The 11247-nt window shown below is 53.3% G+C and carries 14 protein-coding genes; 12 read left to right on the top strand and 2 right to left on the bottom strand.

The genetic code is table 11. The features are described from left to right. Positions 1-488, top strand: a 488-nt coding sequence (locus BIS10_RS14005; protein ID WP_253506037.1) for a phospholipase D-like domain-containing protein, incomplete at its 5' end; no start/stop codon positions are given. A 57-nt stretch (positions 489-545) separates the two neighbouring features. After that, positions 546-1463 (top strand): LysR substrate-binding domain-containing protein, encoded by a 918-nt coding sequence (locus BIS10_RS14010; RefSeq protein WP_083025917.1) that lies wholly within the window; start codon positions 546-548, stop codon positions 1461-1463. Here BIS10_RS14010 and BIS10_RS14015 read toward each other — a convergent pair. Beyond that, on the bottom strand, positions 1460-2554 hold the full coding sequence (locus tag BIS10_RS14015; RefSeq protein ID WP_253506039.1) for a bifunctional nicotinamide-nucleotide adenylyltransferase/Nudix hydroxylase: 1095 nt from the start codon (positions 2552-2554) through the stop codon (positions 1460-1462). The two genes, BIS10_RS14010 and BIS10_RS14015, sit on opposite strands and share 4 nt — an antisense overlap. A gap of 178 nt (positions 2555-2732) precedes the next feature. Between BIS10_RS14015 and BIS10_RS14020 the strand changes: the two genes are divergently transcribed. Both BIS10_RS14020 and yccX read left to right on the top strand, forming a co-directional pair. Next, positions 2733-3632, top strand: coding sequence for a YihY/virulence factor BrkB family protein (locus tag BIS10_RS14020; RefSeq protein ID WP_044630080.1), 900 nt, complete (start codon positions 2733-2735; stop codon positions 3630-3632). A gap of 17 nt (positions 3633-3649) precedes the next feature. Next, positions 3650-3925, top strand: a complete 276-nt coding sequence (gene yccX, locus BIS10_RS14025; protein WP_083025915.1) for an acylphosphatase — start codon at positions 3650-3652, stop codon at positions 3923-3925. Positions 3926-3954: 29 nt separating this feature from the next. Here the strand turns inward: yccX and BIS10_RS14030 are convergent, their stop codons facing one another. Continuing rightward, the gene (locus BIS10_RS14030; RefSeq protein WP_253506041.1) at positions 3955-4905 is read right to left on the bottom strand and encodes a D-2-hydroxyacid dehydrogenase; all 951 of its coding nucleotides are present in this window, start codon (positions 4903-4905) and stop codon (positions 3955-3957) included. 198 nt (positions 4906-5103) lie between these two features. On the opposite strand from BIS10_RS14030, the gene BIS10_RS14035 reads away from it, so the two are divergent. The 8 genes from BIS10_RS14035 to tolR all read left to right on the top strand — a co-directional run bounded on the left by BIS10_RS14035 (position 5104) and on the right by tolR (position 11201). Next, on the top strand, positions 5104-5379 hold the full coding sequence (locus BIS10_RS14035; protein ID WP_044630077.1) for an FmdB family zinc ribbon protein: 276 nt from the start codon (positions 5104-5106) through the stop codon (positions 5377-5379). A 67-nt stretch (positions 5380-5446) separates the two neighbouring features. After that, positions 5447-7228, top strand: coding sequence for an aspartate--tRNA ligase (gene aspS, locus BIS10_RS14040; protein WP_253506043.1), 1782 nt, complete (start codon positions 5447-5449; stop codon positions 7226-7228). A gap of 82 nt (positions 7229-7310) precedes the next feature. After that, positions 7311-7862: a crossover junction endodeoxyribonuclease RuvC gene (ruvC, locus tag BIS10_RS14045; protein ID WP_253506045.1), complete on the top strand. Its 552-nt coding sequence runs from the start codon at positions 7311-7313 to the stop codon at positions 7860-7862. 68 nt (positions 7863-7930) lie between these two features. Continuing rightward, positions 7931-8539, top strand: coding sequence for a Holliday junction branch migration protein RuvA (gene ruvA / locus BIS10_RS14050; protein WP_253506051.1), 609 nt, complete (start codon positions 7931-7933; stop codon positions 8537-8539). A gap of 55 nt (positions 8540-8594) precedes the next feature. Continuing rightward, positions 8595-9632, top strand: coding sequence for a Holliday junction branch migration DNA helicase RuvB (gene ruvB, locus BIS10_RS14055; RefSeq protein ID WP_253506047.1), 1038 nt, complete (start codon positions 8595-8597; stop codon positions 9630-9632). Then, a complete protein-coding gene (ybgC, locus tag BIS10_RS14060) occupies positions 9629-10045 on the top strand; it encodes a tol-pal system-associated acyl-CoA thioesterase (protein ID WP_083025907.1) in 417 nt (138 codons plus the stop codon). The genes ruvB and ybgC overlap by 4 nt, the downstream gene beginning before the upstream one ends. A gap of 11 nt (positions 10046-10056) precedes the next feature. After that, a complete protein-coding gene (gene tolQ / locus BIS10_RS14065) occupies positions 10057-10752 on the top strand; it encodes a protein TolQ (RefSeq protein ID WP_253506049.1) in 696 nt (231 codons plus the stop codon). An 11-nt stretch (positions 10753-10763) separates the two neighbouring features. Beyond that, positions 10764-11201, top strand: coding sequence for a protein TolR (gene tolR / locus BIS10_RS14070; protein WP_054645020.1), 438 nt, complete (start codon positions 10764-10766; stop codon positions 11199-11201). Positions 11202-11247: the final 46 nt, after the last annotated feature.

Here is an 11247-nt window from a genome sequence, read left to right on the forward strand (position 1 = left end):
TTGTTCAGCAGCTGATTCATAGCGCTAACCAGCGGTTTTGGGTTACGAGCCCCTATTTCGTACCTGATCAGGGCGTCCAAGACTCTTTACGATTGGCAGCTATGCGAGGCGTCGACGTGCGCGTCATGATCCCGGAGCGCCCCGACCATTTGCTGGTATTCCTCTCTGCGTTCTCTTTTTTGCCGGATATGTTAAAAGCGGGTGTAAAAATATACCGTTATCAACCTGGGTTTCTACATCAAAAAGTCATGCTTATCGACCATTCATCCGCCACTGTAGGTACGGTGAATCTTGATAACCGATCGTTTCGGTTGAATTTTGAAATCACTGCGTTCATTCCCAGCGCCGATTTTGCCAACGATGTTGCCACCATGCTGGAAGCCGATTTTTCCAAGTGCCGCCGAGTGACTCTCGATGAAGTGAGTCAGCGCCCCATGTGGAAAAAAGTCGTGTCCCGTGCTGCTTATTTAATGGCACCCGTACAGTAATCGTTTGCCCCAACCAAATGACGCAAGCCATCAACGTTCAAATAACAGGAGTCATGGGTGAATCTAGAAACAAAATGGCTAGAAGACTTCGTCGCACTGGCGAACACCCGCAGTTTTTCTGCCTCTGCCCGACAGCGCCATGTCACCCAGCCTGCGTTTAGTCGGCGTATTCGGGCATTAGAGCAGGCAGTTGGCGTCACCTTAGTGGACCGATCAACGACACCGATTGGCTTAACCTCAGAAGGGCAGCTTTTTTTGGTGACTGCCCGCAACTTAGTCGAACAGTTAAACGAATCGCTCAGCCATTTGCGAGGGCTATCCATTGCCAACGAAGCGTTAGATATCGTCGCGGCGCACTCGTTAGCGCTCAGCTTCTATCCGCCGTGGATTTCTAGGCTACAAAAAGGGTTAGGGGAGTTGCCAACGCGTTTGGTTGCCATGAACGTTGGCGAAGCCATTCATGTGCTGCGTGAGGGGAACTGTGACTTAATGCTGGCCTACTACGACCCTTTCGCCACAATGCAATTAGATGCGGAGGTATTTCCTTCGTTTTCTATCGGTAAGGTCAAGATGCTTCCTGTTTCGCTGCCTGACGAGCATGGGAAACCGTTGTTCTCTTTGCAGCGCGATAGCTCCATTCCTTATCTGGCTTATACCCAGGGGGCGTTTTTAGGTCGCAGCGTGCGGATGCTGCTGAAAAACGACCCGCTGCGTATGAAGCTAAGAACCGTCTATGAAACCGCCATGGCTGAAGGCTTAAAGGGCATGGTATTGCAAGGCGTAGGGGTTGCCTGGATTCCAGACTTCTGTATTCGCGAGGAGCTAAAAAGCGGCAAGCTTGTGCGAGCCGGTGATGAGAGCTGGGATATCCCGCTGGAAATTCGCCTCTATCGCTGCTCGCTGGTCCACAAGCCGGGAGTAGAGCGCCTATGGCGGCAGATGATGAAACTGCCGCGTGATTTCCTGCAGGCTTAAAGGGACCCAAAATCCGCAGGCAGGCCGAGGAAATTCTGAATAATAAAGAAGTGATCTTCAAAGAGGCTCTCTGGCTCCAAGTCGGCGAGTGCCACCCAACGGGCATGGTCGCCGCCCTTAACAGGTTTAAGGCGCGGTAACTGCTGGTCTGGGCGTAAAGCAAAGTAGAACGCTTCGGCCAGTGTGCGCCCTCGCCAGCTACGGTGGGGCTCATCAAACAGCCGCTGACCTCGCAGAGAGCCTTTCAATACCGGTTCTGGCACTTTTAAGCGCAACCGTTCGCGCAGCTCACGTAAGCAGGCATCTAGTAATCGCTCATGGGGGTTGATAAACCCGCCGGGTAGCGCGAATAGGCCTTTGCCGGGCGCCGCAGTACGTTTCACCAGTAGCACGTGCCCTGACTGCACAACCACCGCGTTAACGGTGACAAAGATGGGTGGGTAGGGCGCCTGTGACCATGCTTGTCGATACTGATCGAGCAACTGCTGCTCTTCCAATAGTCGATGATAGGCCTCGCCTTTGCAGAATTTACCCACGCTTTCTACCACGCCAGGGGGCAAGTCATGGTAAGCCCCCGTACTGAGATAATCATCGGTTGAGCCAGGTGAGCGGAAAAGCCGCTCTCTAATTTGGCTGGCCGAAATGCCCTCCACGAGCGGTACACTCACCGACTCCCATTGGGGAAAAAGCGATAAATAGTAGCTGGACTGCCCACGATTTGCGCCGATTAGACCAATCCTTGGCAACCGTGCATTGGCGGGAGCTGCTAAATCGCGCACTTTCCGCTGCACGTCCCTGACCCATACATCGTCGTTGTAAAGCGCATCCAGAAGCGGAGTGATTTCAAGTCGTTGATTATCCGCATTATCAAATCCTGAGCGGATCATGGCTTGGCGCTCATCAAAATGCCACGGGTTACGAAGCGAGCGCGCCTGCCAGGAGGAGCCCACCATGACGATTACCTGTCGAGCCTGTTTAAGGGCTTCACGGATGATGGCAAGGTGGCCTAAATGGGGAGGCTGAAAGCGACCAATAAATACTAAGCAATCAAAGTCATAAGACGTTACAGACCGAGCTGCATCTGAGTTCATTGCGTGTCCTTGATTGCTGAAAATGTGAGAATAAAGCGTGGCCATTATGGTCGGCCCCATCAGCCTCTGCAACGCAATCATACCTGCGCTGAGCGTTTTCATTGGGTATGCTTATTGATTAATCAGTATATAAGCGTTGTATGAAAACGCTGTGATTTGCTTTTAAGGGAATGTGATGATGCTTAAGCGCACGCTCGTTTTTTGGTGGAAGGTAATTCAAGATGCAACGTCACTCTGGCTTGAGCGTAACGCGTTTAGCTACGCCGGGTCGCTGGCGTTCTACACGCTGTTCTCGTTAGCTCCCACGGTGATTATTGCGGTTACAGTGATTGGCGTGGTCCTCGGCGAAGAGGCGGCTCATGGTCAGATCGTGGCGCAGTTACAAGGAACCTTAGGCACAGAAGCTGCCTTGGCAATAGAGCAGGCGGTTGCCCAGTCTCGCATTGAAGAGTCGGGGGTTCTGCCCACAATTCTTGGCTTTATTGCCCTTGTAATCGGTGCAACGACCGTATTTGCGCAGATGCAGTTCTCGCTGAATACCATTTGGGGGGTTAGAGCGAAGCCAAATAGCAACAGCGCACTTATTTTTATCAAAAACCGTTTGTTATCGTTAACCGTTGTACTGTCTATCGGCTTTATTTTGCTGGTGTCGCTAGTGCTTGGAGTGGTGCTTCGCGGCATGCTAGACGCGACAAACGACCTGTTGCCATTTGCAAGCCTACTAACCACCACCGCCGAGTCGTTAATATCGCTTGCCATGGTCGCTCTGCTGTTTGCGACTATTTTTAAAGTGCTGCCCGATGTAGTGCTACGCTGGCAGGATGTCTTCATTGGTGCGGTGGTGACAGCAGTGCTGTTTACCATTGGTCGCAGTGTTATTACCATTTACCTCGCCTACACGGCCACGGCATCCACCTATGGTGCGGCGGGTTCGGTGGTTATGATTTTACTATGGGTATACTACAGCTCGCTTATCTTACTCTTTGGTGCAGCGTTCACACGCTCGTTGCTACTACGACGTGGGCGTCCACTGGTGCCCCGCAATAGCGCTGTTCTGGTTAAGCATGAGCTGCTTTAACGACGGAGGAGTTTGTCATGGCCCATTGCTGCGTACGTGCCTACGTAACAGGAAAAGTGCAGGGAGTATGGTACCGGCGTGCCACTCAAGAGCAGGCATTGATGCGTGGCTTAACCGGCTACGCTAAGAACCTGCCTGATGGCAGGGTTGAAGTGCTAATGTGCGGGCCCTCTTCAGCCGTTGCCGAGCTTAGCCAATGGCTTTGGCAGGGCCCAGAAGGGGCGCGGGTGACCCATGTCACACTTGAAACACTGGATGCTCATCACGCTCCTGACCACTTTTCGACCTATTAGGCACACGTTTAGTGTGCCTAGCTGGCAAGTTAGTGATTCTCTGTCTGCCACGCACGAATATTGTCGGCGGTTAAGCCGACGATGTTTTGCCGTGCTTCGGGCGTGATCCACGCGTTGTGCGGCGTTACGATCAGATTGAGAGGTTCTGCATTCGCCAGCGCATCTAATAGTGCGTGTCCATCTCTGGGTGGTTCGGCAGGTAGCACATCGACGGCTAGACCACCGATGCTACCGCTACGAAGCGCTTCCAGCGCGGCTTCTTCATCAATAATACCGCCACGAGCACAATTGACGATTAGCAGCGACGACTTGGCTTTTGCTAGACGCTCTTTGTTGAGAAGGTGCTTAGTAGCATCGTTCAGTGGGCAGTGCAGGCTAATCACATCTGCCGAGGGCAGCAGGTCATCCAGCGAAGGTCGCTGATCGTTTTGCTCGTTGCCAGGACGGGCGGCAAACGTGACCTGCATACCAAACGCCTCTGCAAGCCGAGCCACTTCAGACCCCAGCTCTCCTTGACCTACCATCACCAACTGCTTGCCAGCAAGCTGGAGTGTTGGATGATCTTGTAAGCAGAAAAAATCACTCGCTTGCCATTTCCCATCGGCAATATCCGCCTGATAGCGGGGTAAGCGATTCGCCAGTGATAACATCAGCATCAGCGTGTGCTGCGACACACTGGCGGTGCCATAGGCCGACACGTTTTTAACGATAATGTTGTGGGCTTTGGCAGCATCTAGGTCAATGTTATTCAAGCCAGTGGCCAGCACGCAGATCAATCGTAACGAAGGAAGCTGTGAAAGCGTCTCAGCATCCAGCCTTACTTTATTGACGACGGCGATTTCAGCATCTGCTAGGCGTTCACGCGCCTGCGCTGTGGTGCTTTGCTGATGTATTTCTAAGTGCGTGACGGCATCACGAATAGCCGTCAAATCAATGTCAGGGCCAAGGCTTTGGGCATCCAGTATGACCGCATTGGGCATTTTATTTCTCCATTAACTGCCGAAAGCCGCTTGGCCTTGCTCGGCAGGGGGCACAAAAGGGTATAATGACCGCTCTATCGACCGCAGTCTTGGAATTTATCCCGACAGGCCACATATTGTCAGCCTGGTAGCATTAAGTTTGCCACGACACTGTCAACATAAAACCTGTCGGAGTTGAGCTTTTCAGGAGCCATCAACATGCCCATCTATGAGTACGAGTGCAAGGCCTGCGGCCATCGCATGGAAAAACTTCAGAAAATTAGCGCCGATCCGTTAACAAGCTGTCCTGCGTGTCAGCAAGATGATCTAGAGCGCTTGGTCTCAGCAGCCGGGTTCCGCTTAGCGGGTGGCGGTTGGTACGAAACTGATTTCAAAACAGGTAGCAAAAAGAATTTAGCTGCCGACGGACAAGCAGCGGGTAGCGCGAAAAGCGATGTCGGCAGCACGTCAACGAAAAAAGGCGCCGCGGCGTAGCCGCGGCTGTCAGGGCCTTTAAAGGCTCAAGACAACTTAATTGCCACGAAACAGAACAGGATTAGACATGCGCAGCCATTATTGCGGCCAGCTTAACGAAACATTGGTGGATCAAACGGTCACCGTTTGCGGTTGGGTTCACCGCCGTCGTGACCACGGTGGGGTTATTTTTCTCGACATGCGTGACCGTGATGGTATCGCTCAGTTTGTCGTAGACCCCGATACCGCCGAGGCGTTTGCTAATGCCGACCGTGCACGCAGCGAATATGTTCTGCGCATTACTGGTCGTGTTCGGCTGCGTCCTGAAGGCACCCAGAACCCCAACATGCCCACCGGCATGATTGAAGTGCTGGCCAAAGAAGTTGAAGTACTGAATAGCGCAGCGACACCGCCTTTCCAGCTTGATGAGCATGGCAAAGTCGGTGAAGAAGTGCGTCTGAAACACCGCTATATTGATCTACGCCGCCCGGATATGATCGAAAAACTGCGGCTTCGTTCGCGTATTTCTCATAACGTACGTGCTTACCTAGAAAACCAAGGCTTTCTAGATATTGAAACGCCTGTGCTGACACGAGCCACGCCTGAAGGTGCCCGGGACTACCTCGTGCCTAGCCGTACTCACGCGGGCAGCTTCTTTGCACTGCCACAGTCTCCCCAGCTGTTTAAGCAGCTGCTGATGGTGGCGGGTTTTGACCGCTACTACCAAATCGCAAAGTGCTTCCGCGATGAAGACCTGCGCGCTGACCGTCAGCCTGAATTCACACAGATCGATATCGAAGCCTCTTTCGTGGAAGAAGACGACATCATGGGCATTACCGAAGCCATGATTCGTCAACTGTTCCAGGAAGTGCTGAGCGTCGAACTGCCGGAATTCCCGCGAATGACTTGGCAAGAAGCCATGGATCGCTTTGGTTCGGATAAACCCGATCTGCGTATTCCGCTGGAGCTCACCGACGTTGACGACCTGATGCAGCAGGTTAGTTTCAATGTGTTCTCAGGGCCGGCCAAGGCAGAAGATGGCCGCGTGGCGGCTCTTAAAGTACCGGGTGGTGCCAAGCTTTCCCGTAAAGAGATCGACGAATACACCAAGTTCGTAGGTATCTACGGTGCTAAAGGCCTTGCCTGGATCAAAGTGAACGAGCGTGCCAAAGGGCTAGATGGCCTGCAGTCGCCGATCGTTAAGTTCATGGAAAACGTGGTCGAAGAGCTGCTTGATCGTGTCGGCGCTGAAGATGGTGACATTATCTTCTTCGGTGCGGATAAAGCGCGTATCGTCAACGAAGCCATTGGCGCGCTGCGTGTCAAGCTGGGTGCCGACCTGAACCTTTACACTCAAGCCTGGGCGCCGCTGTGGGTCGTTGACTTCCCCATGTTCGAAGCCGACGACAATGGCCGTCTAAGCCCGCTTCACCACCCGTTTACAGCGCCCTCCTGCTCGCCGGAAGAGCTGAAAGCAGACCCGGCTAAAGCGCTTTCTCGCGCTTATGACATGGTGCTTAACGGTACCGAACTGGGTGGCGGCTCTATCCGTATTCACAATCAAATCATGCAAAGCACCGTGTTTGAAATTTTGGGTATTGGCGAAGAGGAAGCGCAAGAGAAGTTCGGCTTCCTGCTAGATGCCTTGCAGTACGGCGCACCGCCCCATGGCGGCTTGGCCTTCGGTCTGGACCGCTTAGTCATGCTCATGGCCGGTGCGAAAACCATTCGTGAAGTCATCGCCTTCCCGAAAACCCAAAGTGCTGCTTGTTTGATGACCGATGCACCGGGTGAAGTCAGCGCTGATCAGCTCAAAGAGCTGAACATTCGCTTACGCCAAAAAGCCAAAGCGGAAGCAGCGGGCGAGTAAGACCGCCTTCACGTTTTGACGAGTACAACACCGACGCTTAGCGTCGGTGTTTTTGTTTTAGGCAGTGCCAAGAGAAAAATCCATGGACGAAAAACAGCTGGCGACCACGGTCAGAATTTTAGGCATTGACCCAGGCTCACGTATCACCGGTTACGGCGTGATTGATCTAATAGGCGTGAAGCCTCGCTATGTGGCCAGTGGCTGCATTCGTACGGCTGATGGTGCACTGGAGCAGCGTTTGGCGCAAATATATGCCGGTATTAGCGAAGTGTTTGGCCTGCACCGCCCTGATGCTGTTGCAGTAGAGCGGGTTTTTATGGCTAAAAATGCTGATTCGGCCCTCAAACTAGGCCAAGCCCGCGGCGCAGCATTGGTTTGCTTGGCTAACCATGGGCTGAGTATCGCGGAGTATGCCGCTCGGCAGATTAAGCAAGCGGTAACCGGACAGGGCGGCGCTGATAAAAGCCAGGTGCAGCATATGGTCACCACGCTGCTCGGCCTGTCGGCGACACCCCAGGCAGATGCCGCCGATGCACTAGCCATTGCACTGACCCACGCTTTTGCTGGCAACGCCCTGGTGGCGGCGACTCCTTCACGCAGTAAGCGCCGTTCATCAGGGCGATGGCGGCTCTAGGCATTACTGGTCATCTGTACAGAGTGGCTTTATAGTGGCTGCTGTTTTGATTGGCTGCGAGGCTTATGATGATTGGACGTTTAACCGGCCTGTTGTTGGAAAAACAGCCGCCCTGGATGGTGGTAGATGTGCATGGCGTTGGTTATGAGCTTGAAGCCTCCATGAACACCTTTGTAGCGCTGCCCGCTCCCGGCGAGCAGGTGTCACTCTATACCCATCTCACCATCCGTGACGATGCGCATTTGCTCTATGGATTCGGACGAGAGCATGAGCGTGCGCTGTTTCGCGCCTTGATCAAAGTGAATGGTGTAGGGCCGAAACTTGCGTTAGCGATCCTGTCGGGTATGGATGAAGATGCCTTTATGCGCTGTATCAGAGATGACGACAGCAAAGCGCTCACCAAGCTACCTGGCGTTGGCAAGAAAACGGCTGAGCGGCTTATCATCGAAATGCGTGACCGCTTTCCTGAGTGGGAACATGGCAACGATGCGCCGCTGGCTCTTGAAGCGACAAGCGGGCGAGCCGCTCCAAGAGATCATTTGGCAGATGCAGAAGCAGCCCTGGTGAGCTTGGGTTATAAGCTGACAGAAGCGGCGAAAATGTTAGCCGACGTCGACCCCAATCAAACTACCGAAGCTTTGATCAAAGCCGCGTTAACCAAACGCATGTCCGGTTAGACCAGCACGAGTGCAATAGTGTGTACTCATTAGTCAGCACTCTAGAAGAGTCTTTATGTTAGAACACGACCGATTAATTGCCGCTGAGCCAGAGCAGGGCGAAGTGCGCATCGACTATGCTATTCGTCCGAAACATCTCAAGGACTATATTGGCCAGCCTCGGGTTCGCGAACAGCTTGAGATTTTTATTGGGGCAGCCAGGCTACGCGAAGAGAGCTTGGACCACACGCTGGTGTTTGGCCCGCCAGGCTTAGGAAAAACCACGCTGGCAAATATTATCGCCACTGAAATGGGCGTGGGGCTTAAATCTACTTCTGGCCCGGTGCTGGAGCGCGCGGGGGATCTCGCCGCTATGCTGACCAACCTTGAACCGGGTGATGTACTGTTTATTGATGAAATTCATCGCCTTTCCCCCGTGGTGGAAGAAGTCCTTTACCCTGCGATGGAGGACTTTCAGCTCGACATCATGATTGGCGAAGGGCCCGCCGCACGCTCTATTAAACTCGACCTGCCCAGGTTTACGCTGGTGGGCGCCACCACTCGTGCGGGGTTGTTGACCTCACCGCTGCGTGACCGCTTTGGTATCGTTCAGCGTCTTGAGTTTTATAACCTGGAAGAGCTTACCGAGATTGTCGCCCGCTCAGCACGGCTATTAGGCGTTGAAACCAGCCATGAAGGTGCCATTGAAGTGGCACGCCGCTCCCGTGGTACGCCGCGTATCGCTAACCGACTTTTGCGCAGGGTGCGGGACTACGCCGAAATAAAGGGCGATGGCGTTGTGGATGTGACATTAGCGGATGCGGCGCTCAATATGCTAAATGTCGATCACCACGGTTTGGATCACATGGACCGCCGTTTACTGCTGGCGATGATCGACAAATTCGATGGCGGCCCGGTGGGCGTTGACTCACTCTCTGCGGCCATCGGTGAAGAGCGCGATACCATCGAAGATGTGATTGAACCTTATCTGATTCAGCAGGGGCTAATGATGCGTACACCAAGAGGCCGTGTGGTGACTCGTCAAGCCTGGCTGCACTTTGATAGGACGCCCCACGAACAGTCAATTGATGTTGAGGGAGAACGTCGGCCATGACGGGCGAATTTAGCATACCAGTGCGTGTATACATGGAAGATACTGACGCCGGTGGAATTGTCTACTACGTTAACTACCTGAAGTTTATGGAACGGGCGCGCAGCGAGTGGCTAAGAGAATTAGGCCTTAATCAGCAAACGTTGCTAGACGAAGGTACACAGCTAGTGGTATACCGCATGGCCTGCCACTATGCCAAACCCGCACGATTGGATGAGGCACTGACGGTAACTGCCAACATTGCGGAAAAAGGTCGTTGCCGGATGACATTTGAACAACTGGTTCGGCGCGACGAGGAACTCTTGTGCTCCGCAACAGTCGAGATAGCCTGCTTAAACGCTACGACACTGCGTCCAAAAGCGTGGCCATTGTCGCTTAACACCACACCCCAGTCGAAAACGACATTAATTGATTGATGAGGGCAACTGTGAACGATAACACCATGTCCATTCCCCACTTAATAATGAGTGCCAGCATTGTGGTACAGCTGGTCATGCTGCTGCTAGTGGTGGGGTCAATCCTCTCATGGGTGGTGATCTTTCAGCGCAGCATTGCGCTACGCCGAGCCAAGCAAGAGTACAACCAGTTTGAAGAGTCGTTTTGGTCAGGTGTTGACCTAAACGAGCTCTACCGCGAAATTCCCGCTGATGATCCTCGTCATGGAGCAGAGCACATTTTCCAGGCAGGTTTTCGGGAATTTAACCGCCTGATGCCCAAAACCCGCAGTGCCGATACGGTACTGGAAGGTGTTCAGCGCAGCATGCGAGTCGCCTGGTCGCGGGAAGAAGACCGCCTGACCCAACATCTTGTTTTTCTGGCAACGGTTGCCTCCGCCAGTCCTTATATCGGCTTATTTGGTACGGTATGGGGCATTATGGGCTCATTCCAATCGCTTTCCATGACCCAGCAAGCCACACTAGCGACCGTTGCACCCTGGATTGCAGAAGCGCTGATTGCCACGGCAATGGGCCTTTTCGCAGCGATTCCCGCTGTTATTTTCTACAACCGTCTATCCAATAACGCTTCTCGCTTACTGGGTAAATACGAAGACTTTGCTGAAGAGTTTCACGCAATCTTGCACCGTAACTTGCAAGGGCGTGACGGCAAACCTAGCGCTAGTTAAGGGAGTCTGCCATGCAAGGTCCGTTCAATCGTAGCGGCAAAAGCAAGCCGATGGGGGAGATCAACGTCGTCCCTTTTATCGACGTGATGCTGGTACTGCTTGTCATTTTTATGATTACTGCTCCCATGCTGACGCAAGGCGTTCAAGTAGATCTGCCTCAAGTCACCTCTGAGCCTATTGAAACCCAGGAAGATAATGACCCGATCATCATCTCGGTAGATCGCGATGGCGGCTACTTTATTACTCTGGGAGAAGATTCGACGGCGGTTTCTCTGGAGCAAATGTCGGAGCGAGTGACTGCTATTCTTCAGCGTCGTCCCGGTACGCCTGTGATGGTGCGAGGAGATCGCAATGTGCCTTATGGCCAGATTGTGCTGCTGATGAGCACGCTGCAGAGCTCGGGTGTCGCCAACGTAGGGCTGCTCTCAGAGCCGCCCCAAGATGGTTAAGGGCGAGTCGCACATGGCTGTAAAACCACCGCGTGACCCCCAGGAC

Source organism: Halomonas sp. 707B3 (assembly GCF_024158645.1).
Lineage (GTDB): Bacteria > Pseudomonadota > Gammaproteobacteria > Pseudomonadales > Halomonadaceae > Vreelandella > Vreelandella lionensis.